The organism is Citrobacter sp. Marseille-Q5395, assembly GCF_947057495.1.
In the GTDB taxonomy this organism is placed as follows: Bacteria; Pseudomonadota; Gammaproteobacteria; order Enterobacterales; family Enterobacteriaceae; genus Citrobacter; species Citrobacter murliniae.
The window spans coordinates 89,396-113,778 of record NZ_CAMSEL010000001.1 but is presented as its reverse complement, the minus strand read 5'-3'; the positions used below and the strand labels follow the sequence as shown (position 1 = coordinate 113,778).

Below are 24,383 nucleotides of genomic sequence, written 5' to 3'. Positions count from 1 at the left end.
AGAGTAACGAGCGGAGCGGGGGAAGAGGATGAGTGACGTATAAATTGCCCGATGCCTACGCTTCTCGGGCTTACTGACAAGCATGGAGAGGCCCGATAAGGCGGTTTATCGGGCAGCCCGCAATTACATACGCATGCTTACCGCCAGGCGGTTAAAGCAATTCATCAGGCTAATTGCGAATGTCAGGTCGCTAATCTCTTTGGCGCTAAAATGGTCAAGCAGCGGCAGATAAACATCATCTTCGGCATGAGTTGTGACGATGTGTGTGACAGACTCGGCCCACGCCAGTGCCGCACGTTCCTGCTCACTGAAATGATGACTTACACGCCATCCCGCCAGTGCGTCCAGCTTGGTTTGTTCAACGCCAGATTTGCGCAGCGCTTTACTGTGCATTTCCAGACAAAATGCACAGCCGTTAATTTGTGAAATGCGCAGATAAATCAGTTCCGTCAGCGTGGTGTCCAGAGCGCAGTTTTCCAGCGCTTTGCTGGCCTGAACCAGGGCGTTATAGACTTCAGGGCTGAGTTCATAGTAGGGCTGGCGTAACATAGTCATGGTATTTCTCCTCGTTTGGATGACCAGCAATGTAGCACTATAATGGTCTGCAAAAGAGAGCCATATTTTCACTAAAAAAGCAGACCATAAATGCCACGCTACCAGCAAATCGCCCGCCAGTTAAAAACCGCTATTGAGAAAGGTGAACTTAAGCCTGGCGCAAGATTACCCTCCAGCCGTACATGGTCTCAGGAGCTGGGCGTGTCACGTTCGACGGTGGAAAATGCATACGCTGAGCTGGTGGCTCAGGGCTGGCTTGTGCGACGTGGCCAGGCCGGAACGTTTGTGAGTGGACAACTGCGGCTGGATACAACGTCTGCTGCCCCTGTTGTATACGCCGGAGAAAGTCCAACGCCGCAGTTGTTTCAGATGGGGCTGCCCGCTCTCGATCTTTTCCCCCGGGAAACCTGGGCGCGGGTAATGGGGCGGCGTTTGCGCACACAGACGCGTTTTGACCTTGCGCTGGGAGATGTTTGCGGTGAACTGACGTTACGCCAGGCTATTGTCGATTATCTGCGCGTTTCACGCAGCATTGAGTGCCTGCCGGAGCAGGTGTTTATTACTTCTGGATATGCGGCATCGATGACATTAATCCTGCGCGCTCTGGCAAAACCTGGTGAGGGAATGTGGGTAGAGGATCCGGGTTTTCCGTTAATCAGGCCAGTAGTGGCGCAGGAAAGGGTTGAAATGATGCCTGTTCCGGTCGATGAAGAGGGACTGGATGTGTACGTCGGGATCCGTGACTATCCACATGCGCGCTTTGCGCTCCTCACGCCAGCTCACCAAAGTCCGCTGGGGGTATCGCTTTCGTTAGCCCGTCGACATCAGTTGCTGGAGTGGGCCGCCCGTGCGCAGGCATGGATCATTGAAGATGACTACGACAGTGAATTTCGCTACCACGGAAAACCGTTGCCACCGCTAAAAAGCCTGGATGCGCCACAGCGGGTTATTTATGCCGGAACGTTCAGTAAATCGCTGTTTCCTGCACTGCGCACGGCATGGCTGGTGGTCCCCCTGACTCAGGTGTCGCGGTTCCGCCAGCAAGCGGCGCTAACGGCCTGTAGTGTTCCGGTTTTATGGCAACAAACGCTGGCTGATTTTATCCACGGAGGTTATTTCTGGCGGCATCTGAAGAAGATGCGACAACATTACGCTCAACGACGTCAATGGATGGAAACTGCGCTGACAGAGCAAGGATTTACCGTAGTTCCTCAGGACGGCGGGATCCAACTGGTGATGTCGGTTAGCGGAGAGGACACAGTATTAGTACGTAAAGCTAACCTCGCGGGTCTGGCAGTTCAGGCTTTAACTGATTGGCGAATAACATCGACAGGAAAGGGCGGAATACTGCTGTCATTTACCAATATTAGATCTGTGGAAATGGCGCAGCAGGCCGCATATCAACTTCGGCTGGCAATGGCCTGATTGTCAGTCGTTCTGTAGATATTTATCCCGTCATATTCACTTCTTTATGGACTTTTCTGAAAGCGTTGCTAATGCTGAATCAGGTAAGGTAAGCCCGCAGTAAAAGATAACGAGGAAAATAATATGTATTTACGACCAGATGAGGTGGCGCGCGTACTTGAAAAAGTGGGCTTTACCGTCGATGTAGTCACACAGAAAGCTTATGGCTATCGACGTGGTGAAAATTATGTGTACGTTAACCGGGAAGCACGCATGGGACGTACCGCTTTAGTTATCCATCCCACGCTAAAAGAGCGCAGTTCATCGCTGGCTGATCCCGCAACAGATATTAAAACCTGCGATCACTATCAGCAATTTCCGCTTTATTTAGCGGGAGAAACCCATGAACATTATGGTATTCCGCACGGCTTTAGCTCGCGTGTTGCGCTTGAGCGTTATTTAAATGGGTTGTTTGGTGACGTGAGTTCGAACTAAAGGCGCGACTGGCGATGCCAGTCGCGAAGAAGATGTATTTAGGCTTTAGCCTGGTGATAGCTGCTGACTTTAAACAGGCGGCGGCAATAATCAAGGAAGTAGCCATACACAGCCCCCATCAGCATTGATACCACGATGTTTGAACTTACTGCAGCTGTAATCTGGTGCCAGTCAGCGCCAACCGTCAACAGAATAACGACATATACCGGAGACTGGAACGTTACATACGCCAGCACATCTGCCAGATTTTTAGCCCATCCGGCTGACGTGGCTTTACGCGCCGCGCGCATGAATAAATCACGGTACATACCATAGGGCCAGGCGATCAGAATGTTAACAGGGATAGCCACCAGTCTGGAAGAAAGCGATTGTTCAAAGGTCATTCCAGAGAGGAATACTTCGATCAACATGTTCACGACAGAACAATAAACAACCATCGCGAACGTGTCTGCTACAGCATGACGCAAGCGTGACTGCGGAGAGAACATGTTAATGCTCCTTGTAAAAAGGGAAGAAAAGGTTTTGAATACCTTTTAACTAGTGTTTTATCTTGCTGCTTTCGCGTTTTAATAGGATATATGGCTACATAATAACTGGCAACTAGCTTAAAATTTTTATTTATTGTCTTTTTGTCGATAAAATGCTCTGTGTTGGTTCGTTTTTTGTTCGTTTTGGCATTTTCGTTGCTGTATTGGTTAAAACTCTTTTAAATCAATATCTTATTTTGACTTGTTTTTCTGAATTTTTTGAGCTCCTTTCTGAATGTGAATTGATGTTGGGTATGTCTGCCAGACCAGACTGTACGTTGTGATTTTCTGTATTGTGGGTATATGATTTAAGAGGCCGTTAGCCATATTTATTTTAATACTCACGTTATATAAAATATCGGAAAATCGACTCACCCGTACCAACAGGTAAATAATAAGAAACGTTGTTAGCTTAATACTTTGCGACAAAATATACTGGAAATAGAAAAAACAATCGAATACACTTCCTGCCGTATTACTGTTTTTGATTTCTGCGTTAAAGAGGTTTTATTAATATGAGCTTAATGTTAAAAAACTTAAATAATATCCGCACACTGCGTTCTATGGCCCGTGAATTTCCCATCGAGGTTCTTGAAGATATGTTGGAAAAATTCAGGGTAGTTACCAAAGAAAGACGCGATGAAGAAGAAAAGCTACAGCGTCAGCGTGCAGAGCAGCAGGAAAAAATTAATACGTTGTTGGCGCTGATGCAAGCTGATGGAATTAATCCAGAAGAGTTGCTGAGTATGGTGCCAACCACGTCACGGGGCGGAAAAAAACGCCAACCGCGTCCGGCGAAATATCATTTTACTGATACCAATGGTGAAACGAAAACATGGACCGGACAAGGACGTACACCGAAGCCCATTGCTCAGGCACTGGCTGCTGGTAAATCTCTCGACGATTTTTTAATCTGATAGCAATGCGGTGAGGAGATCCTCACCGCTTATTTCAGCAAACGCCGAAATCACCGTCTTCGGAATATCGCGTAACATCAGCAGCTTTCAGTGTGAATTTCTCACCGCTTTCGTTACTGGCTTGTACGGCCACAATCTGATCGCCATTCACTTCGACAACTTTCAGTTTTGGTCCGCCCATACGCGGTTGCACCAAATCGCCAGGTTTAAACATACTGCGCTCCTTTCTTTATCACATGGCCCACCATAGAGCACGTCAATTGGCGGGTACAGCGCTGTTTCGGTTATTACCGCTTAATGAGTACGTCGGTTCCACGGCATTTTATCCAGTATCCGTGCCATGCCACAAAAGCCGGTAACGCCAGCAAGAACCAGACCTGCGCCGACAAAACCGCTGAGTAAGAAGAAGCCACTGTTGACCGTGTAACCGAGAACGACGCCGAGTAAGGCAAGGCTACCAGCCGCAATCTGCACCTGACGCATCAGCGGCAACGGCTGTGAGTTATCTTTTGTTACCGGCAAACCTGCAGCTTTCCAGCCGTCGATTCCGCCCTCAAGCAGCCAGACCTGTGCAGGCGCGGCGGTGGCATGCAATTTGGCTGCGGCGTTTTGTGTGCGCTTGCCCGACTGGCAGTGAAAAATAATGCGCTCGGCCCGCAAATTTGTGGGTAGTGAGTTCTGTTCCAGGGTGGATAGCGGGGCCAGTTGCGCCTCTGGGATATGCTCGTACAGATACTCATCTGCATCACGGATATCAATCAGTTTTGCCCCTTGTGCCAGGAGCGCCTGTGCTTCGCGCGGGGAAATTATCCCAATGGTCATGATGGTTCCTTATGGGCAATACAGTGTTTTTAATGTGGCGATAAGTGAATTCACCGCCGCATTTTTAATGAAATAGAGGATGCGCTGAGCATCTCGCTGGCTTTCTATCAGACCTTCCTCGCGCATTCGCGCCAGATGTTGGGAGGTCGCGGAAGGACTCAAGCCGGTAATGCGGGCTAATTCACCCGCGCTCGTACCCGGTGAACCGCAGAGCATGCACAAAATCAGCAACCGTTTCGGATTGCTCATCGCTTTGAGCAGGGCGGCCGCTTTTTCAGCGCTGGCCTGGAGTTGTTCAAGTTCAGTCATAGTTATTTAAGTGAGTTCTAAATTAAGTACATTCTAAAATAAACAATCATCGTACGCCAGCGTAAAGAGAGTAAAGGAGGGTAAAACCGCAGGGGAGGGCTGGCAGAGTTGAGTACACTGGTTATGCTTAGAGACGAAATCTCTTTTTATACCCGTCATACTTAAGTTGCATGCGCGTTGGCTACGAGTTACACGACTCATCCATGAGTCTCGCCTTACGGGCGGTTGTTCCGTAGCGCTCAAATCTGTTTCTGACAGATTTGTCGCTCACCCGAATCACTTGCAAGAGCAAGCTCATCGGGACTCACTCTTTTGCCGCCTGGCTGCAACTCAAATTATTTTGGGTATACACAATGATTAATTTTTTGCTTGTATGGAGTGTGTATGGGTTTCTGGAGAATTGTTTTAACTATTATTTTGCCTCCTCTTGGTGTACTGCTGGGGAAAGGATTTGGCTGGGCGTTTATCCTCAATATCGTACTGACACTGCTGGGTTACATCCCCGGTCTTATTCATGCATTCTGGGTACAGACGCGTAACTAATCTTTTCCACTATTGCGGCGCATCTGCGCCGCTTTCCTGATCGATCCTTCCCCTCTGCTACACTTCTTGGTGTTGATTGTTAATAACCGAGGTGAATATGGGTCTCTTCAATTTTGTGAAAGATGCGGGTGAAAAACTCTGGGATGCGGTCACAGGAAATCATGGTGGTGACGAACTGGCGAAAAAGGTGCAGGAACACCTGAGTAAAACCGGTATTCCAGATGCAGATAAAGTGAACGTCCAAATTGCCGAAGGTAAGGCGACCGTTTCTGGAGATGGGTTAAGCCAGGAAGCGAAAGAAAAAATTCTGATCGCGATCGGTAATATCTCCGGTATTGGTAGTGTGGATGACCAGGTCAAAACTTCTGCGCCGGCGAATGAAAGTCAGTTTTATACGGTGAAGTCCGGTGACACGCTGAGCGCTATTTCGAAACAGGTTTATGGTAATGCTAACCTGTACAATAAGATATTCGAGGCGAATAAACCGATGCTGAAAAGCCCGGATAAAATCTATCCCGGGCAGGTTTTACGTATTCCGGAAGAGTAAAGAAGAACAGGTTTATTCCGTCAGAAGTTTTCCGGACATGGCCTGCTGAATAATAGGAATTGGCGTCAGCAGGTGCTGGCGCATTAATTCGCTGGCGCGCTCTGCATCGCGCGCCATAATTGCTTCGGTAAGCGTCTGATGCTGATCGTGTTTATCTTCAAGCATTTCAACGGATAGCACCGTTTTACGCAGCCAGATAAACCGGTAGCGTGCTGCGAGATCGAACAGCCGTTCGCGCATTTGCAGCAAATAGTGTGAACCGCACCCGGCAACAATTGCCGTGTGAAACGCCTGATGTCGCTGATCCCACTCATCCAGCATCTGCTCGCTGGCGTCAACAGCTTCAAGCTTGCTCAGCATATGTGCCCGCGCCAGAATCTCTGCTTCCCAGGCGTCGTCGCCGCGCTCAATTGCCAGACTCACCAGCATCGCCTCCGTATTAGCGCGGGCGTCAAAAATATCGAGCAGCTCCTGCTCTGACATCGATGCCACACGATACCCTTTCTGATTGACCACCGTGACCAGCTGTTCTGCTACCAGTTGCGAAAGCGCCTCGCGCAACGGCCCGACTCCCAGTTCATAGCGCGAGGTCAGCAGGCTCATTCGCAGTTTTTCATCAGGCTGATACACACCACGGATGATGTCGTTTTTGAGCCAGCGGTACCCATCAATGGCCGTCGGTTGGGAAATGGCGGTCATGGTCATACTCCTGAAAAGGTTTCCCGGCCTGTGCCGGGAACGGATTTAATGCGTATTTTGCAAGGGTGCTTTTTGCCACGATAGCAGTTTTTTCCAGCGTGACATAATTGGCACGGTGCAAATAATCCCGATGGCGAGCAGCCCGGTTGAGATAACCTCCAGCTGTTGCGCCGGGCGAAAGAGCATCACCACTAATACAAAGATAATAAAGGCGATGACCAGCCAGGTCAGCCACGGATAGAGCCACATTCTCAGCTTAATTTCCCCGCCTTGTGCCAGCAGGATCTTGCGCATCCGGAGCTGGGAAATAGCAATCACCAGATAGACCAGCAGCGCGATGGCGCCAGAGCTGTCGATCAGAAACTTAAACACTTTTGCTGGCGCGTAATAGTTGACGATCACGGTGAGGAAAGCGGCCCCAGTCGACAGCAGCACCGCGACATAAGGTGTTTTGCTACGGTTAGTTTTGCCCATAAAAGCTGGGGCATCTCCACGACGGCTCAGGGAGTAGAGCATCCTGGATGCCGTATACAGCGCAGAGTTCAAACAACTGGTTACCGACAGTAAAATGACGCAGTCCATGATCAGTTTCGCGTGCGGGATGTGCAGTAATTCCAGCACCGAGCGGTAAGAGCCAACCTCTTTAAGCCCCGGCATGTTCCACGGGATCAATGCCACCACCACGAAAATTGAGCACAGATAGAAAATAGAGATTCGCCAGATAACCGAGTTCGTGGCGCGCACGATGTGTTTATCCGGGGTGTCGGACTCCGCGGCGGCAATGGTAACAATCTCCGCGCCCATAAAGGAGAACATGGTTATCAGCATCGCGCTGAGCACCGCGCCAAAACCGTTAGGCATAAAGCCGCCGTGATCCCACAGCCGTGAAATTCCACTGACCTCAGCGTAGGGATAGAAACCGCTAATCGCTGCCGCGCCCAGGGCGATAAATGCCAGAATGGCAATCACTTTGCACAGCGCCAGCCAGAACTCGAACTCACCGTAATTTTTGACGCTCAGCAAATTACTGCCGGTTAACGCCAGCGTGATAACCAGCGAGAACAGCCAGACAGGAATGCCCGGGATCCATGAGTGCAGTATTATGGCGGCAATATTAGCTTCCAGTGGGATCACTAATACCCAGAACCACCAGTACAGCCAGCCGATGGTATAACCAGCCCACGGCCCGATAGCCTTGTCGGCGTAAGTAGAAAAGGAACCGGTATCAGGGGTGGCAACGGCCATTTCGGCCAGCATGCGCATAATCATCACCACCAGTAATCCGGCGAACAGATAGGCCAGCAATACCGCAGGTCCTGCTTCTGCAATGGCTACGCTTGAACCTACAAACAGACTTGCACCGATAACCCCGGCAATAGATAACATGGTGACGTGGCGTGATTTCAGCCCGCCCCCTAAATCATGTGATTGTGACACTTGCCCCATCTTTTAAACCTCTCGAAAGTATTTCACTTGGGAGAGCACCCCGGCATTCCCGCGCCGGGGCACGCGTATAATTGTTATTGGATATTTTTACCGGACGGCCTTATCCGTTTTGTTTTGCTTGTTTGTCGGATGGCGGCGTAAAGGCCTTATCCGACCTACAGATTGCGCCATCCGGCAATTAGTGCTGCTTCGCCTCATCAAAACACTGGGCGATAATGTCCAGCCCCTGGCGGATTTGCGCATCTTCGATGGTGAGTGGCACGAGGATACGCAGTACGTTGTAGTACGGCCCACAGGAGAGCAGGATCAGCCCTTTATCACGGGCCCGGGCAACGATCTCAGCAGTCAGTTTGGCATCTGGCTTGTTGTGGTCGCCGTCTTCGAACAGTTCGATGGCAATCATCGCTCCCAGGCCGCGAACATCACCGATTTCGCGATGTGTTTCGGCGATTGCCAGCAGCCCATCACGCAGGGTCTTGCCCAGCTCATTGGCTTTTTGCAGCAGGTTTTCCTGCTCGAAAATGTTCAGCACCGCCAGCGCAGCGGCACAGGCAATCGGGTTACCGGCATAAGTGCCACCCAGACCGCCTGGGGGGATGGCGTCCATCACTTCGGCGCGTCCGGTAACACCTGCCAGCGGGAAGCCACCGGCGATGGATTTAGCGAAGGTGGTGATATCTGGCGCGACGCCCATCTGCTCCATGGCAAACAGCGTGCCGGTACGGCCCGCGCCGCTTTGCACTTCATCGGCAATCAGCATGATCCCGTGTTCATCACAAATTGCGCGCAGGCGTTGCATAAAGGCGGGGGAAGCGGCGTAAAAACCGCCTTCGCCCTGTACCGGCTCAATCACGATGGCGGCGACATCTTCCGGGGCGGCGTCGTTTTTAAAGATTCGATGGATGCTGGCGATAGCATCGTCTTCGCTGATACCGTGCAGAGTGCAAGGATACAGTGCGCGATAAACGTGGCCCGGCATTAGTCCCATTCCGGCAGAGTACGGATTGACTTTCCCGGTTAATGACAGGGTGTAGTGGGTACGACCGTGATAGGCGCCGCTAAAGGCGATGGTGCCGGTTCGTTTGGTGGCGGCTCGGGCAATTTTCACCGCGTTTTCCACCGCTTCAGAGCCGGTAGTGACCAGCAGCGTTTTCTTAGCAAAATCGCCCGGCACCTTCTTGTTCATGATTTCGCAAAGTTCCAGGTACGGCTCATAAGCCAGCACCTGGAAGCAGGTATGCGACAGCTTTTTTAGCTGAGCTTCTACCGCAGAGACAATTTGTGGATGCAGGTGACCGGTATTCAGCACCGCGATACCGCCAGCAAAGTCGAGGAACTCGCGGCCTTCAACGTCCCAGACCCGGCAGTTTTCTGCGCGTTCGGCAAAAATAGGGTGGATCTGTCCTACGCCACGAGGAACGGCATTGCTGCGACGTTGCATAAGTTCTTTATTGGTGCTCATCAGGTGTTCTCCAGTATTTGTTTTATTAAAGGCCAATGCACATATATTTGATTTCTAAGTAATCTTCGATGCCGTATTTAGAGCCTTCACGACCAAGGCCAGAAGCTTTAATTCCGCCGAATGGGGCGACTTCGTTGGAGATGATGCCGGTGTTAATCCCGACGATGCCGTACTCCAGCGCTTCGCCGACGCGGAAAACGCGGCTTAAATCGCGGGCGTAGAAGTAAGCCGCCAGACCAAACTCGGTATCGTTGGCTTGTGCGATGACGTCAGCCTCATCTTTAAAACGAAATAGCGGAGCCAGCGGGCCGAAGGTCTCTTCTTTGGCGACCTTTGCGTTGTCAGGTACTTCCACCAGAATGGTGGGCTGGAAGAAGTTGCCGCCCAGCGCATGCGCCTTGCCACCCGTGATAACCCGAGCGCCTTTCTCCAGCGCATCTGCGATGTGCTCCTGCACTTTGGCAACCGCTTTCTCATCAATCAGCGGCCCGGTGGTGACGTTGGGCTCCAGGCCGTCGCCGAGGTGCAGCTTGCTCACGGCCTGCTGGAGTTTCTCAGCAAAACGTTCATACACGCCGTCCTGAACATACAGACGGTTGGCGCAGACGCAGGTCTGCCCGGCGTTACGAAACTTCGATGCCAGCGCGCCTTCCACCGCTTTATCGAGATCGGCATCGTCAAAGACGATAAACGGCGCATTGCCGCCCAGTTCCAGCGACACCTTTTTGATGTCTTTAGCGCATTGCTGCATGAGCTGACGACCAATCTCGGTAGAGCCGGTAAACGACAGCTTGCGTACCAGCGGGTTGCTGGTCAGCTCGTTGCCAACTGCGCCAGCCGAGCCGGTGACGACGCTGAATACGCCCGCCGGGATCCCGGCGCGATTGGCCAGCTCCGCCAGCGCCAGCGCTGAGTAAGGCGTCTGGCTGGCCGGTTTGAGTACCATCGTGCAGCCTGCCGCCAGCGCCGGACCGGCTTTGCGGGTGATCATCGCCGAAGGGAAGTTCCACGGCGTAATCGCGGCGGTCACGCCGATAGGTTGCTTAATGACGATCAGGCGCTTATCGGCCTGATGACCTGGGATGGTGTCGCCGTAGATACGTTTGCCCTCTTCGGCAAACCACTCAATAAAGGAGGCGGCATAAATGATTTCACCTTTCGCTTCCGCCAGCGGTTTCCCCTGTTCGAGGGTCATCAGACGGGCGAGATCGTCCTGATGTTCAATCATCAGGTTAAACCAGCGGCGCAGAATATTCGCCCGCTCTTTGGCGGTCAGCGTCCGCCATGCGGGCAGTGCACGGTTAGCGGCTTCAATGGCCTCGCGGGTTTCATCCGCACCCATTTTCGGTACGCTACCTAACTGCTGACCATTTGCGGGGTTGGTCACCGCGATGGTCTCGCCGCTGTTGGCGTCACGCCAGTGGCCGTTGATCAATGCCTGCTGGCGAAACAAGGTTGGATCGTTAAGTTGCATGATTGCTTCCTGTCATAAAATGTTTAACGAGTGAATGCGGCGTGTAATGTTTCCACGCTACGTGCCGCACGCAGCGTGCGTCCGGGATTGCTCTGGTTTTCCAGCAGCGCATGAACCTTGCTGACGATATGTGCGCCGATAGGGATTGCCGACGTCGCCGCCGGAGAGGGGGCGTTGCAGGTATGAATTGAACGTGGCGTGGTGACAAACAGAAAGTCGTCGATCAACTTACCGTCAGGCGATACCGCCTGCGCACGTACGCCCGCGGGCCACGGCTGCAGATCTTTTTGCGTCAGGCTCGGGCAGTACTTTTGTACCAGCCGCAGATAGCCGCTTTTGCACAGTGAGTTTTTCATCTCACTAAGGCCGGAACGCAGGTTATTTTGCAGCACCCGGCGGATGCCGGAGGAACCTAATATCTCCAGCGTGTCGCTGAGGGAAATATCGCGTTTGCGATAACCTTCACGTTTAAACGCCAGTACTGCGTTAGGACCTACCGTTACGCTGCCGTCAATCATGCGGGTGAGATGAACGCCAAGAAACGGCATCGCCGGGTCGGGAATGGGGTAGATCAGATGGTTGACTATCTGGTTATGCTCTGGCGCCAGACGGAAGTATTCACCGCGAAACGGGCAGATGATAAAGCCGGGGTCGACGCCAAGCATTTTCACCAGTCGGTCAGCCATCAGGCCGGAGCAGGTAATCAGCGTCGCGCCCTCATATTCCTGACCCTGGCGGGTATGCACGATTACACCTGTAGCGTGTTCTTTCAGCGCGCTGACTTCGGCGTTGTAAATAATCTCACCGCCTCTGGCCTGAAAGATTTTCGCTATTGCAGCCGTCACTTCACGGTAGCTGACAATCCCGCTCGACGGGACAAAAATACCGCCCAGTCCGGTTATGTTCGGCTCACGCTCACGCAGTTCTTCAGCGTTCAGCCACTCGCGTTCTAATCCGTTGGCGGCGGTGCGATCCCATAAGGCGCGCATCCGCTCCATTTCCAGTTCAGAGGTGGCAACCAGCATTTTTCCGCAGACGTCATAGCGGATGTCGTTTTGGTCGCAAAAGGCTTTGGTAGCACGATTTCCGGCCAGGCAAAACTGTGCCTTCAGGCTGCCGGGGGTGTAATAAACCCCGGCATGGATCACGCCGCTATTGTGGCCCGTCTGGTGACAGGCCGGGCCGGACTCTTTTTCCAGCAGCGCAATTCTGGCGTCCGGATAGACATCAATCAGCTGCATGGCGGTCGACATGCCGATAATGCCGCCGCCAATAATCACAAAATCATACATCCGCTATTTTCCTTCGCGCTTACTGATGGGTCTGGTAGTGGTTGGTGGAGTAAGCAAAGTAACCACGCTGGCGCATCAGTTCACGGCGCAGATCAGGATGCGACGTAAAACGATCGCGACCGTGCAGCCAGAACAGGTTGTTGATCAGCAGGAATTTGCCGACTGAAACCGGAACAGACAGGATGCTTTTGCTGGTTTCCAGCGCGTCTGAGAGATCGCTCAGCCAGACACCTTCTTCATAGTCTTTTGGCTGGACGAACTGGTCGATGTAGCGCATCACCGGGCGACCCTGTTGGTCGACGTCAAACACCGGATGAAACACGTCCTGGCTGACGTTTTTGCTTGGTGGTGCGGCGAAGCGCATAGCGCGGCGTGCCAGCGGATGGGTGAAGTACTGATCCAGATGTTCCCAGTCGTCAAGGTGCAGCAGCAGCGAGTTACCGCCGGTCATGTTCTGCTCGTCGATCTTCATCATCAACACGTAGTCGGTGATTTCTTCGAGGTAGGTTCCGTCGTTATGCAACTCCATTACACGGTGCGGCTGGCGCAGATAGCTGTCTGAGTTATCAACGTTTTTAACCACAAAACGCGCATAGTACTGACCGCTCATCGCATCAAAATTGGAGCGTCCGATAAGATGTGCGACTGCCGTTGCCAGCTTGACCATCTCTTCTGCTTGCGCCACGTCATCAACACCCACGGCGTTGATCAGTAGTGCGCCTTCAGCACGATCCAGCAGCGTTTTCAGCAGCAGAGGCTGCAACTGATTACCGCACAAATCGTCGAGGATTTTGCTCACTTTAAATCGCAAGAAAGATTTGTATTCCAGTGCCTGCACCGGCCACTGTGCCACAGCTTGCAGAAATTGCTCCGTAGTCTCGGCGGAGAAAGTCAGTTCCAGCAGGCGTGGAGACTGGGCTGATGGTTTCAGCGTGAAACCGCTGTAGTGCTGGGCTGGATCTTCAGCGTTCGGTTTTACGGCAGTCAGTGCGTTCATCAGAATCGATCCTCTCAGTAGATTGTCAGGGAGACATGGCGATGCTCGTTTCGTAGCCATAAATTAAAAATATCTACATTTTTGAAAAGTGCGCACAAAATGGACTGCTTTGTTTATTATTTGTGATCAAAAGCAACAATTATTTAACAATATAAAAGGTGAGGGTAAGTGTGATGCAGGGAAGAAAATCAAGAAGGGAATGTTTTAAAACAATGAGTTAATAATGCTGCCGCTGATAAAGGATGCAGCGGCAGCAAAATATCAGTAGCCGACTTTATAGACGCGACCAGTTTGTATGCCTTCCACGCTGCGGCGAAAAGCATTTGCCACCGTAGCGGCGGGCACGCTTTCAAAACCAGGGAAGAAACTATCGTAAGCGTCGGCGGATTCGCTCAGCACGGTGGGACTGATCAGATTAATGCGAATTCCGCGCTCTAATTCGCAGGCAGCAGCGCGAACAAAACCTTCCAGCCCGGCATTGACGGTTGCAGCGCTTGCCCCTTGCGCAATCGGCTCATGAGCGATGATGCCGCTGATAAGCGTAATTGAACCGCCATCATTCAGATAGTGTTGCCCGGTTAATGCCAGCCGCACCTGACCTAACAGCTTATCCTGCAACCCCTGATTAAATTCGTTGTCGGTCATTGTCGACAACGGGCCAAAGAACAGGTTGCCGGTGGCGGACACGATCGCATCTACCCGACCGATTTTTTCAAACAACGCCTGCACGCTCTCCTGAGAAGTGATATCAACCAGGTAATCACCCTGTGTGCGGCCCACGCGAACAACGTCATGTGTACGGCTCAATACTTCTGTGACTGCGCGACCGACTGTGCCGCTGGCACCAATAACGACGATTTTCATAACCACCTCCTGAATAGTGTGAGCCACCATTCTTTAATGAAAATGAAATCAGATAAACTGGTTAAAAGTTAGATGATTACTAACCAGAGGTTTGTAATATGGACAAGTTGCGCGGCATGGAAACATTTATCGCCGTGGTGGAGAGCGGTAGCTTTACCGGCGCGGCAACGCTACTGGAGATGTCGGCGGTAATGGTGGGGAAATATATCGCCCAGCTTGAAGTTCAGCTCGGTACGCGTCTGCTGGAGCGTAATACCCGTCGCCAGAGTTTGACCGATGCCGGGCGGGTTTACTTTGAAGAAGCCAGACGAGTATTGGAGCAGGTGGCAATAGCTGAAAGCTCGGTAGAGCGCTTGCGGCTGGTACCTGCTGGCACGCTGCGCATCAGCGCACCAACCTCATTTGGCGCATGTGTGGTATCGCCGTTGGCTGCTGCTTTTTTACAGACCTGGCCGGAGGTACGTCTTGAACTGGATCTGACTAACCGGATGGTTGATCTGGTAGATGAGGGTGTGGATCTGGCGATCCGGATTGGTGATATTCATCAGACTGATGTAGTGGCGAAATACCTGTGTCCGTACCGTATGGCGATCTGCGCCTCACCGGAGTATCTGGCCCGTCACGGTACGCCCCGAACGCCGGCAGATCTGGTGGATCATTTGTGTTTATCCCACACGGTGTGGACGGCCCGCAACGAATGGAAGCTTCCGGGCGTGGAGGGGGAGGTCAGATGGAAACGCGATGCGATCCTGCGTTGTAATGATGGCCACGGCCTGCGTATGGCGGCGGTCGCAGGGGCGGGTCTGCTGTTGCAGCCCGAGGTTTTACTGGCCGAAGAACTCACAAGTGGCAGGTTGGTTCGGGTACTGGAGGGCTTTACACCTGAACCGCGCCCGATACATCTGCTGTGGCGGCAGGATTTACGCCCGCTGCCAAAGCTGACGCAGTTTGTCGAGCATGTCCTGGCAGGAACTCAGGGTTTACGCTCAAAATAAAAATGTCGGATGGCGCTGCGCTTATCCGGCCTACAGTGGCGATCAATCGTAGGCCGGATAAGGCGCGTCATTTTACTAACCGATGTCCACCTGCGGCTTGTTGTGGCGCTTACGGATCAGACGCAGCACGGGTGGGATCACGATAACCATTACTGCCAGTACCAGCAGTACTTTTGCCACCCCGCTTGCCCACAGAATATCTATGTTGCCATTACTGATAGACAGCGCGCGACGCAGATTCTGCTCCAGCATTTCCCCCAGTACAAACCCGAGAATCAACGGTGACATCGGGAAGTGCATTTTTCGCAGTATGTAGCCCAGTACGCCGAGGGCGACCATCAGCACCAGATCGAAAGTGGTACTGTGGACTGCATAAACGCCTACTGCGGAGACTGCGGCAATGGCCGGAACCAGGAACCACAGCGGAATGGTTAGCATGCGGGTAAACAAACCTATCAGCGGAATGTTCATCACCAGCAGCATCACGTTAGCAATCAGCAGCGCTGCAATCAGCCCCCAGACGATATCTGGTTGCTCGGTGAACATGGCCGGGCCTGGCGTGATGTTGTACAGCGTCAGCGCACCCATCATCACCGCTGTGGTACCGGAGCCAGGCACACCGAGCGTCAACATCGGAATAAAGGATCCGCAGGCCGAGGCGTTGTTCGCCGCTTCTGGTGCGGCGACGCCACGAATATCCCCTTTACCAAAGCTGTCGCTGTTACCGCTGAGTTTTTTCTCAGTCATGTAGGTGATTGCGCTGGCGATGGTCGCCCCGGCGCCTGGTAGCACACCGACAAAAAAGCCAATCACCGACGAGCGAAGTGTCGCGCCCACACACTGCATACCTTCTTTGGCGTTAAACAACATGCGGCCTGTTTTACGCACCAGCGTCTGGCCACTGCTGGTATGTTCCAGCATTAACAGTATTTCTGAGACAGAGAACAACCCAATCACCACCACGATAAACTGCACGCCGTCGGAGAGATGGACACTGTCAAAGGTGAAGCGATAGACCCCGGTGTTGGCATCTACGCCGACGGTCGCAAGGCCGAGACCGATTAGCGCTGCCAGAAATGATTTCAGTGGGTTTTGAGCCATCATGCTGCCGAGGCAGGCAATGGCGAAGACCATTAAGGCAAAGTATTCTGCCGGACCGAAAGCCAGCGACCATTGCGCTAACGCCGGGGCAAACAGAATGATGCCACCGATAGCGATAAGTGAGCCGAAAAAGGAGCTGACCGCCGAGATAGAGAGCGCCACGCCGCCGCGCCCTTGCTGCGCCATCGGATAGCCGTCAAGCGCGGTCATAATGGCGGCTGCATCGCCGGGAACATTGAGCAGAATCGAGGAGATGCGCCCGCCGTATTCACAGCCGATATAAACAGTGGCCAGCAGGATCAGCGCAGACTCTGCTGGCAGATGCAATGCGAAGGCCAGCGGCAACAATATCGCCACGCCGTTGATGGGCCCGAGGCCCGGCAGCAGCCCAACGATGGTGCCAACAAAACAGCCGATCAAGGCGATAACCAGGTTTTCCGGCGTCATCGCCACCGCAAAGCCCTGAGAAAGATATATCCAGGTATCCATCGTTTCTCCGTTAACTCAGCCAGGCGCCGAGTGGTAAGGTGACGTCAAGCAGCCGATCGAAGGCATACCACAGAAGAATGCCGAGGACAGAGCCTGAAATACCCGCAGCCGGAATGGTGGCACCGAACAACATGCCAATCACCACGGTGAGAATGGCGGTGGCGATCGGAAAGCCCAGCCATTCAAACCCCCAGGCGTACATCAACAGAACAATCACCATCGTGAGCAGTTTTTGCAGCACGTGGCGGCGAGGCCAACTGATGGTGTCCGGGTGACGCAACAGCAGCGCCACGGCGCACAAGAGCATCAGGCTGATAATGCCAAGTGGAAAGGGACGCGGCCCAACCGGTTCATAACTGTATTCGCTGCTGATTTGCCAGGCTATGAACAGCCCGGCGATACAGAGCAACAGCCAGATACCCGCAAAAATACGATCGCTCATCATCAATGTCCCTGCGGTTATTTAGCCAGGCCGAAGGCTTTCGCCTGCTCACGATAATCGGTGACCTGCTTCTTCACGTAATCGTCGAGCTGCTTGCCGCTCATGTTGAATTCGAACAGACCGCGCAGTTCGCGCTGCTTTTTAAACTCATCGGTCTGCTGGAGCTTGTTAAATGCTTCAACCCACCACTGATATTCAGCATCGCTGACTTTTGGTCCGACGTAGAAGCCACGGATGATCGGCCACACGAGGTCATAGCCCTGCTCTTTAGCTGTAGGGACATTTGCCAGTTGGCCAGGCAGACGTTCGTCAGAGAACACTGCCAGCACACGGATCTTGTCGCCGCTGAGATAGGGCACCATTTCGCTGAGATCCCCAGAAACTACCTGCACATGATTTCCCATCAGCGCAGTCACCGGCTCGCCGCCGCCTTCAAACGCCACGTAACGCATCTTGTGCGGATCGACGTTGGCTTTTTGTGCCAGCAGCGCTGACTTCATCCAGTCCTGACTGCCGATAGAAGCACCAGCACCAATCACCACGCTGTTGGGATCTTTCTCCATGGCCGTCAGCAGATCTTTCAGCGTTTTCCACGGTGAGTCGTTGCGTACGGCAATCATGCCGTAATCAGTTCCCACGCTTGCCAGCCAGCGCACATCATCGACGCCATAGCGACCAAACTTGCCCTGCGACAGGTTCAGCAGCGAGCCGCCAGAGAAGGCCACCACGGTTCCCGCCTCGGCAGGGCGTTGCGCGACGATGGCGTTATAGGCTACCGCGCCCACCCCGCCGGGCATGTAGGTCACGCGCATCGGTTTTTCGATAGCACCCGTTTCCATCATGCTCACCTGAATCAGCTTACAGGTGAGGTCGAATCCCCCGCCGGGTTTCGCCGGAGCGATACATTCAGTGCGTGAGGGGGCTTGTTCAGCCAGAACAGCGGTACTCATCAGTAACATGCTTGCAGTAAGGGTACGAAGTAATTGTTTTTTCATTATTTATCCTCGCGCCGGGCGACCGGAGTTTCGGGTACGAAAGAAGATTTTTGTGATTATGTGAGCCGATGTGTAGCAGTTCGGTTGCATGATTGTTAAAACATTAACCTTTCAATTCCCTTTCAATGCGGCAGAAACTTTACAGGATGTGATATGCGTCTCTTATTAGCGGAAGATAACCGTGAATTGGCTCACTGGCTGGAGAAAGCGCTGGTACAAAACGGTTTTGCTGTCGATTGCGTCTTTGATGGGCAGGCCGCCGATCATCTCTTGCATAGCGAAACGTATGCGTTGGCGGTTCTGGACATCAATATGCCGGGGCTGGATGGTCTGGAAGTCGTTCAGCGACTGCGCAAACGCGGGCAGACGCTCCCGGTTCTGCTGCTGACGGCGCGTAGCGCAGTGGCTGACAGAGTGAAGGGGCTGAACGTCGGGGCCGATGATTATCTGGCGAAGCCGTTTGAAATTGAAGAACTTGATGCGCGGCTGCGGGCACTGCTGCGACGCAGCGCAGGCCAGGTGCAAGGTATACAGCAACTGGGGGAACTGGCATTTCATGATGAAGGCTATTTTCTGTTGCAGGGGCAGCCGCTGGCGCTCACGCCGCGTGAACAGGCGCTGCTGACGGTGCTGATGTACCGGCGATTACGCCCGGTTTCGCGCCAGCAACTGTTTGAACAGGTCTTCAGTCTGAGCGATGAGGTCAGCCCTGAAAGCATTGAACTGTATATCCATCGCCTGCGTAAAAAACTGCAGGGGAGCGATGTGAGGATCGCGACGTTGCGCGGCCTGGGTTATGTGCTGGAGTGCTGTGATGAAGTGGGTTAAGCCCCAGTCGCTGTACCTGCAGTTATTAATGTTTCTTGGCTTGCCGCTGTTGCTGCTGTGGGGACTATCGGCGTTTAACAGCTACGTTAGCGCTCTACAGGCAGCGACGCAGGCGTATGACCGGACGCTGCTCTCATCGGCCAGAACGGTGTCTGAGCGACTTGTGGTTCGTAATAAACAGCTCGAAGTCAATGTGCCATGGGTGGTGCTGGACAGCTTTGAACTGAACATGAATGACAGGCTGTATTACAAAGTGGTTGATCCGGCGGGGAAGGTGATTTCCGGCTATGACGATTTACCTGCGATGCCGCCAGCTACATCGCGCACCCGGCTTTATCCGGCGCTGGCGTGGTTTTATCACACTGAGTATCGCGGGGAGGCTATCCGCGTGGCGCGTCTTCTCCAGCCGGTGAACGAAGGGGGAATCGTTGGTATGGCGGAGATTTATGTCGCTGAAACGCTGCAATCGCGGCGCTATCTGGCGGGGCAACTGCTCTTTTCCTCATGGGTTTCTCAAGGGTTGCTGGTGTTACTGACGCTGGTGCTGGTCGGCTGGCTGCTTCGTCGGGTATTACGTCCCATGCGCCAGCTGTCATCATTGATGGTGCGCCGTGAACCGGGGCTGTTGACGCCGTTGCCGGAGCTGCTGCCATGGTCGGAAACCCGTCTGCTGATTGTGGCATTCAACCGCTATATCGACCGGCTACGCGCGCTTATTTCGCGTCAGGAACGCTTTAGCGCAGATGCATCTCATCAGCTCAAAACTCCGCTGGCAGTGCTTAAAACCCAGGCGGCGGTAGCCCTCGCCAGCCCACAGCCGCAGCAGTGGTATGAGAGTTTACAAGCGATGAGTTCGACGCTGGATAGCACCATTCAACTGACAGAAAGGCTACTGCAGCTTTCCGCGGTAAAGCGTAAGGAGCAGGGGGAAAGACATTTTTCACCGGTCAATCTGTATGAGGTCGTGCAAACCAGCTGTTTTACTCGTCTGGCGCAGGCGCGCAGTAAAGCCATCGATCTGGGTTATGAAGGTGAACAGGACGCGGTATGGATTGAAGGAGATGAGGTTCTGCTTGGTGAGCTGTGCGGGAATCTACTGGATAACGCGCTGAAATATACGCCAGCGCAGGAAATAGTCACTGCCAGACTACTACGAGAAGGGGAAGCGGTGGTGCTGGTGGTTGAAGACAGCGGTCCCGGTATTGATGATGATCGGATGCATCAGGCGCTGTTGCCGTTTCATCGCCTGGATAATGTCGGCAATGTTCCCGGAGCGGGTATCGGTCTGGCGCTGGTGAATGACATCGCGCGTTTGCACCATACGCGTCCACACCTGTCTCGCAGTGAGACGTTAGGAGGGTTGAGCGTACGGGTACGGTTTTTGAGCGTATCGTGCTAAGAAAGAGATACAGATGCTGTTTATCGTCTGTCTGTACCCCTGGTCTTTCAAGCTGCCTCAATGCACTCGAAATCTATTGGGTATATAATTCCAATTAATTAACTTTATTATTAATTAGAATTTTAATGGTTTCATTTTGTTATTTATTGGATGGGTGTGTGGAGAATATTTTTTATAACTCTCTCTGTGTTGAGCATTAACTTAGCAGTAATGGTGGGCAAAAAAGGAAAAACAGATGATATTTATCATACATAAGTGGGTATTCCATAGTCTATGGATTGTTATCTGTCAATAGTCGCTTTGTTGCTAATAATCATTTTTTTTGATAATGATAATCAAGTGCTGATATTTTTAATAACCTTAAAAATCATATAAATACATACGCCAAATGGAGCCAGAGTCACATTGTGTAGCATTATTTTTTACATTTACTGACAATGTACCATTGCGTTTTTTTGACTTGTGATATAATTAGCAACATGAAAAGAGCAAAAAACAATTAAAGATCAATAGATAATAGGCTGGGATATGCTGAAAAATTCGCTAAAGATTAGCAGTCAAGGATACCCAGTATTTATAAAACTGGTCGATTTTATTGTTATCAACTTAACGTTGATTGTTAGCGCACATCTGTTGAATATGGCGCCATTTAAGACAGTTGCTATTTTGAGTGTTCTTTTTTCTACCTTTTTTCTGCTGTTTGCTGAATATACTAAAATGTATCAGCAAAAAATAAAGACCATTGGCTTACGTAATCAAAAACGACTGCTTTCTTGTACCTTGCTGGCGATTATTTCTATTGAGATAGTCAGCGTTGCGGTGGCTGAACCTCAGACATTAGGATACTTAAGTAAACTGGACAACCCAGTTTGTTCAGCTATTATTTTTTGGTATCTCTTTCCCTTACCTTTTTTATATTACATTCGTTTTTTCATTTTTAAATATTCAACCAAGAAAAATGTTCGCGTAGCGATTATTGGTCTTACCGATAATGGCCTCGCTGCAGAAAATGCATTGATGAATGAATATTCCAATATCCAATTAGATTTGGCCTTTTATGATGAACGCAGCTTATCCCGCTGCGGTGATTTTGTTAACAGAATTAAAAGCCCCTTTAGAGGGCCGGTGATCAACCTGGTTGAAGAGGCTAAACTGGGAAATATAGATGAAATCTATATTGCGTTGCCGATGGTGGCGCTACAACGTATTCGTCATTTTTTGGCCATGATGTCTGATACCACGGTTGATACCTATATTGTGCCTGATTTTTATACTTACAGTAACAATATGTCTAAGTTGAGATCTATCCATAATCTGCAAACTATCGGTATCTTTAGTTCCCCGTTTGAAGGGGCCGGATCGTTTATTAAGCGGGCTGAGGATTTGGTGCTGGGCAGCATTATTATGGTGATGATCTCTTCGCTAATGTTAGCGATCGCTATTGGTATCAAACTCACTTCACGTGGGCCAGTATTTTTTAAACAAGACCGCTATGGTTTGAGTGGGCAAAAAATTAAAGTCTGGAAGTTTCGCTCTATGCGGGTAATGGAGAATTCCGACACGGTGATTCAGGCCACGAAGAACGATCCCCGAGTGACGAAATTTGGTAGTTTTTTGCGTCGAACGTCGCTTGATGAGTTACCTCAGTTTATTAATGTGTTGCAAGGCAGCATGTCGATTGTGGGTCCAAGACCGCATGCGGTTACGCATAATGAGCAATACCGTAAGCAGGTAGAAAATTACATGATCCGCCATAAAGTTAAGCCTGGGATCACTGGCCTCGCGCAAATTAACGGGTTTCGTGGGGAAATTGATGCGCTCTACAAGATGGAAAAACGCGTTCAGTATGATATCGAATACATTCAAAACTGGTCGTTATGGCTGGATATAAAAATTATTATTAAAACTATTTTCAAAGGATTTGTCGGTAAGAATGCATACTAAATTAATAGTTATTACCGGAATCGTGATATCGCAGTCCGCATGGGCTGATTTAACACCGAAATCACACATTGGCTTTGCCGGGATCGACTTCCAGGGCAAGGTTGCTGTGGACTACGGTTATGATGATAACGTGACTTATCAGCCACATAACAGTGATGCTATTGGTTCCTCATTTCAGAGCGCAGCGCCAGTGCTGAGTATGATCGGAGAGCGCGGTCAGGATAAGTATTTACTGATGTATTCCGGCGATTACCGTAACTATTCAAGCGATTCCGCTGATAACTACAACGATCATTTTTTCCGTTTTAACGGTGCCTGGCGTTATGGGCAAATGCACGGTTTAACTCTCAATCTGGAAGATTCTCTTGGGCATGAAAATCGTGGTCGTGATATCACCGAAGGTTTTCTGCCGGGCCAGTTTCGGCAGTACGGAATTACATCTCCGCTGACGACAAATTTTATCAACAGTGAATTACGCTATAGCTACGGTGCGCCAGATGGACGTGGTAAAGCGGAGTTGGCGTTGTTATATAAAAAACTGACTTTCGGTAACACGCAGGATACGCAAGATACCAGTGAGGATTTTTACAATTACATCCTTGATCAGGAATGGCATGAAAATAGCCTGGTTGCAGAGATTTTTGATCAATACACATCCAGAACGCGTTTTCGCTATAGTTTTATTACTAACCAACGTCACTATGATAACAACTCAGAAAAAGACAGTAATGAATATTATTTGCTTTACGGTCTGAAATCGCAGCTGACGGGGAAAACCAATGTCGATATGAATATCGCCTGGTTGTACAAAACATTTGAAAACAGCCCAAACTCGCATGATTTTAATGGTCTAAACTGGGATATTAAGGGAGAGTGGAAACCGTTAAAACAGTCTGTTTTTACCGCTCGTACCGCGCAAAGCATTAAAGACCCATCGGAAGTTGGGGGGTATATTTTAGTGACTGAGTATGGGGTTTCTTACCAGCATTTTTGGTTAGGTGAACGCTTTTCAACCATTCTCGACTATGCCTACACCATGGAAGACTATAAGAAACAAAACAAGGACCGACATGATAAAAATGGTGTCTTCAGTGTAACCATGAGCTATGACTACACACCGTCTGTTAATTTTGAGATTAAATATCAGTTAGATACATTAAATTCGAATAAGGATACTGACTCGTTCTTTATCGGTCCCAATGACAATCAGGAAGTCATAAGAACGTTAGGTTATGATAATTCGATGATTATGCTTAAAGCTAAGGTTCAGATCTAAAATGAAAATAATAGAACTGTGCGCGTTTTTTCTATTCAGTATCCTGTTGGTCGGATGCGCAACGTCCAGACCACCATTAACGGACGATCCTGCTGTCACCTCAGAGGATTACCGACTTGGTGCCGGGGATACTGTCAATATCGTTGTTTACGGGGAACCGGAGATGACGATGAAGTTTATTGTGGATAAGAGTGGCTCAATAAATTTCCCCTATATTGGCGTACTCGCATTGAAAGACAAAACGCCTGAACAGGTGAGTGCGGAATTATCTCAACGTTTACGCAATGGTTATATGGTTAATCCTATGGTGACCGTAAGCATTGCTGAATTCCGTAAATTCTACGTTTCAGGTGAAGTGAAAAGCCCGAATGCATTCGCTTATGAGCCGGGACTTACCGTAGAAAAAGCTATTGCCCAGGCGGGGGGATTTACTGACCGTGCAGACCGCAAAGATATCAACATTCGACTGGCTGGTAGCAATCAGCTCCTTGAGAATGTCGATTTAACGCACTCTGTTCGTCCTGGGGACGTCGTGATTATTGGCATGGGGTTCTTCTAACG

Annotated in this window: 26 protein-coding genes; 11 read left to right on the top strand and 15 right to left on the bottom strand. The window is 51.0% G+C overall.

The features are described from left to right. Nucleotides 1-123 precede the first annotated feature (123 nt). Nucleotides 124-555, bottom strand: a complete 432-nt coding sequence (locus tag OH663_RS00510) for a carboxymuconolactone decarboxylase family protein (protein ID WP_048220704.1) — start codon at nucleotides 553-555, stop codon at nucleotides 124-126. A gap of 90 nt (nucleotides 556-645) precedes the next feature. Here OH663_RS00510 and pdxR point away from each other — a divergent pair, with 90 nt between their 5' ends. After that, nucleotides 646-1,980 (top strand): MocR-like pyridoxine biosynthesis transcription factor PdxR, encoded by a 1,335-nt coding sequence (pdxR, locus tag OH663_RS00505; RefSeq protein WP_200012339.1) that lies wholly within the window; start codon nucleotides 646-648, stop codon nucleotides 1,978-1,980. Nucleotides 1,981-2,103: 123 nt separating this feature from the next. Beyond that, the gene (locus tag OH663_RS00500) at nucleotides 2,104-2,454 is read left to right on the top strand and encodes a DUF2002 family protein (RefSeq protein ID WP_045446554.1); all 351 of its coding nucleotides are present in this window, start codon (nucleotides 2,104-2,106) and stop codon (nucleotides 2,452-2,454) included. 38 nt (nucleotides 2,455-2,492) lie between these two features. On the opposite strand, the gene alaE is transcribed toward OH663_RS00500, so the two are convergent. Continuing rightward, a complete protein-coding gene (alaE, locus tag OH663_RS00495; RefSeq protein ID WP_045446551.1) occupies nucleotides 2,493-2,942 on the bottom strand; it encodes an L-alanine exporter AlaE in 450 nt (149 codons plus the stop codon). 554 nt (nucleotides 2,943-3,496) lie between these two features. On the opposite strand from alaE, the gene stpA reads away from it, so the two are divergent. Further along, on the top strand, nucleotides 3,497-3,898 hold the full coding sequence (stpA, locus tag OH663_RS00490; RefSeq protein WP_045446547.1) for a DNA-binding protein StpA: 402 nt from the start codon (nucleotides 3,497-3,499) through the stop codon (nucleotides 3,896-3,898). Between the two features lie 34 nt (nucleotides 3,899-3,932). Here stpA and OH663_RS00485 read toward each other — a convergent pair whose 3' ends face one another. The 3 genes from OH663_RS00485 to OH663_RS00475 form a co-directional block, all read right to left on the bottom strand. Further along, a complete protein-coding gene (locus OH663_RS00485; protein WP_045446544.1) occupies nucleotides 3,933-4,112 on the bottom strand; it encodes a hypothetical protein in 180 nt (59 codons plus the stop codon). An 80-nt stretch (nucleotides 4,113-4,192) separates the two neighbouring features. Further along, nucleotides 4,193-4,720 carry a rhodanese family protein gene (locus tag OH663_RS00480; RefSeq protein ID WP_200012337.1) on the bottom strand — a complete coding sequence of 176 codons (528 nt, stop codon included), beginning with the start codon at nucleotides 4,718-4,720 and terminating at the stop codon, nucleotides 4,193-4,195. 9 nt (nucleotides 4,721-4,729) lie between these two features. Next, nucleotides 4,730-5,029, bottom strand: a complete 300-nt coding sequence (locus tag OH663_RS00475) for an ArsR/SmtB family transcription factor (protein WP_048220707.1) — start codon at nucleotides 5,027-5,029, stop codon at nucleotides 4,730-4,732. 384 nt (nucleotides 5,030-5,413) lie between these two features. Between OH663_RS00475 and OH663_RS00470 the strand changes: the two genes are divergently transcribed. Both OH663_RS00470 and lysM read left to right on the top strand, forming a co-directional pair. Then, a complete protein-coding gene (locus tag OH663_RS00470) occupies nucleotides 5,414-5,572 on the top strand; it encodes a YqaE/Pmp3 family membrane protein (protein ID WP_045446535.1) in 159 nt (52 codons plus the stop codon). Nucleotides 5,573-5,669: 97 nt separating this feature from the next. Next, nucleotides 5,670-6,119, top strand: a complete 450-nt coding sequence (gene lysM, locus OH663_RS00465; protein WP_045446532.1) for a peptidoglycan-binding protein LysM — start codon at nucleotides 5,670-5,672, stop codon at nucleotides 6,117-6,119. 12 nt (nucleotides 6,120-6,131) lie between these two features. Here lysM and csiR read toward each other — a convergent pair whose 3' ends face one another. The 7 genes from csiR to OH663_RS00430 form a co-directional block, all read right to left on the bottom strand. Continuing rightward, nucleotides 6,132-6,818: a DNA-binding transcriptional regulator CsiR gene (csiR, locus tag OH663_RS00460; protein WP_045446529.1), complete on the bottom strand. Its 687-nt coding sequence runs from the start codon at nucleotides 6,816-6,818 to the stop codon at nucleotides 6,132-6,134. A 45-nt stretch (nucleotides 6,819-6,863) separates the two neighbouring features. Then, nucleotides 6,864-8,264 carry a GABA permease gene (gene gabP, locus OH663_RS00455; protein ID WP_045446526.1) on the bottom strand — a complete coding sequence of 467 codons (1,401 nt, stop codon included), beginning with the start codon at nucleotides 8,262-8,264 and terminating at the stop codon, nucleotides 6,864-6,866. A gap of 178 nt (nucleotides 8,265-8,442) precedes the next feature. Further along, nucleotides 8,443-9,726: a 4-aminobutyrate--2-oxoglutarate transaminase gene (gene gabT / locus OH663_RS00450; protein WP_200012336.1), complete on the bottom strand. Its 1,284-nt coding sequence runs from the start codon at nucleotides 9,724-9,726 to the stop codon at nucleotides 8,443-8,445. A gap of 25 nt (nucleotides 9,727-9,751) precedes the next feature. Then, nucleotides 9,752-11,200: an NADP-dependent succinate-semialdehyde dehydrogenase gene (gene gabD, locus OH663_RS00445; RefSeq protein WP_048220711.1), complete on the bottom strand. Its 1,449-nt coding sequence runs from the start codon at nucleotides 11,198-11,200 to the stop codon at nucleotides 9,752-9,754. A 23-nt stretch (nucleotides 11,201-11,223) separates the two neighbouring features. Beyond that, nucleotides 11,224-12,492, bottom strand: a complete 1,269-nt coding sequence (gene lhgO, locus OH663_RS00440; RefSeq protein ID WP_200012335.1) for an L-2-hydroxyglutarate oxidase — start codon at nucleotides 12,490-12,492, stop codon at nucleotides 11,224-11,226. 19 nt (nucleotides 12,493-12,511) lie between these two features. Then, a complete protein-coding gene (gene glaH, locus OH663_RS00435) occupies nucleotides 12,512-13,489 on the bottom strand; it encodes a glutarate dioxygenase GlaH (RefSeq protein ID WP_045446517.1) in 978 nt (325 codons plus the stop codon). Nucleotides 13,490-13,750: 261 nt separating this feature from the next. Further along, nucleotides 13,751-14,353, bottom strand: coding sequence for a short chain dehydrogenase (locus tag OH663_RS00430; RefSeq protein WP_045446515.1), 603 nt, complete (start codon nucleotides 14,351-14,353; stop codon nucleotides 13,751-13,753). A gap of 98 nt (nucleotides 14,354-14,451) precedes the next feature. On the opposite strand from OH663_RS00430, the gene OH663_RS00425 reads away from it, so the two are divergent. Next, on the top strand, nucleotides 14,452-15,348 hold the full coding sequence (locus OH663_RS00425) for a LysR family transcriptional regulator (protein WP_200012334.1): 897 nt from the start codon (nucleotides 14,452-14,454) through the stop codon (nucleotides 15,346-15,348). Nucleotides 15,349-15,423: 75 nt separating this feature from the next. Here OH663_RS00425 and OH663_RS00420 read toward each other — a convergent pair whose 3' ends face one another. Genes OH663_RS00420 through OH663_RS00410 form a run of 3 tightly spaced genes read right to left on the bottom strand, consistent with a single transcriptional unit; the run spans nucleotide 15,424 to nucleotide 18,375 of the window. After that, nucleotides 15,424-16,938, bottom strand: coding sequence for a tripartite tricarboxylate transporter permease (locus tag OH663_RS00420; RefSeq protein ID WP_045446512.1), 1,515 nt, complete (start codon nucleotides 16,936-16,938; stop codon nucleotides 15,424-15,426). Between the two features lie 10 nt (nucleotides 16,939-16,948). Next, nucleotides 16,949-17,383 (bottom strand): tripartite tricarboxylate transporter TctB family protein, encoded by a 435-nt coding sequence (locus tag OH663_RS00415; RefSeq protein WP_200012333.1) that lies wholly within the window; start codon nucleotides 17,381-17,383, stop codon nucleotides 16,949-16,951. A gap of 14 nt (nucleotides 17,384-17,397) precedes the next feature. Then, nucleotides 17,398-18,375 (bottom strand): Bug family tripartite tricarboxylate transporter substrate binding protein, encoded by a 978-nt coding sequence (locus OH663_RS00410; RefSeq protein WP_200012332.1) that lies wholly within the window; start codon nucleotides 18,373-18,375, stop codon nucleotides 17,398-17,400. Between the two features lie 153 nt (nucleotides 18,376-18,528). On the opposite strand from OH663_RS00410, the gene tctD reads away from it, so the two are divergent. The 5 genes from tctD (at nucleotide 18,529) to OH663_RS00385 (ending at nucleotide 24,381) form a co-directional block, all read left to right on the top strand. Then, the gene (gene tctD / locus OH663_RS00405; RefSeq protein WP_045446507.1) at nucleotides 18,529-19,203 is read left to right on the top strand and encodes a transcriptional regulator TctD; all 675 of its coding nucleotides are present in this window, start codon (nucleotides 18,529-18,531) and stop codon (nucleotides 19,201-19,203) included. Beyond that, nucleotides 19,190-20,602: a sensor histidine kinase gene (locus OH663_RS00400; RefSeq protein ID WP_045446504.1), complete on the top strand. Its 1,413-nt coding sequence runs from the start codon at nucleotides 19,190-19,192 to the stop codon at nucleotides 20,600-20,602. Before tctD ends, OH663_RS00400 begins: the two co-directional genes overlap by 14 nt. Before the next feature lie 528 nt (nucleotides 20,603-21,130). Further along, the gene (locus OH663_RS00395) at nucleotides 21,131-22,546 is read left to right on the top strand and encodes an undecaprenyl-phosphate glucose phosphotransferase (RefSeq protein WP_045446501.1); all 1,416 of its coding nucleotides are present in this window, start codon (nucleotides 21,131-21,133) and stop codon (nucleotides 22,544-22,546) included. Continuing rightward, nucleotides 22,536-23,822 (top strand): outer membrane beta-barrel protein, encoded by a 1,287-nt coding sequence (locus tag OH663_RS00390; RefSeq protein ID WP_045446498.1) that lies wholly within the window; start codon nucleotides 22,536-22,538, stop codon nucleotides 23,820-23,822. Before OH663_RS00395 ends, OH663_RS00390 begins: the two co-directional genes overlap by 11 nt. Before the next feature lies 1 nt (nucleotide 23,823). Beyond that, nucleotides 23,824-24,381 (top strand): polysaccharide biosynthesis/export family protein, encoded by a 558-nt coding sequence (locus tag OH663_RS00385; RefSeq protein WP_045446495.1) that lies wholly within the window; start codon nucleotides 23,824-23,826, stop codon nucleotides 24,379-24,381. Nucleotides 24,382-24,383: the final 2 nt, after the last annotated feature.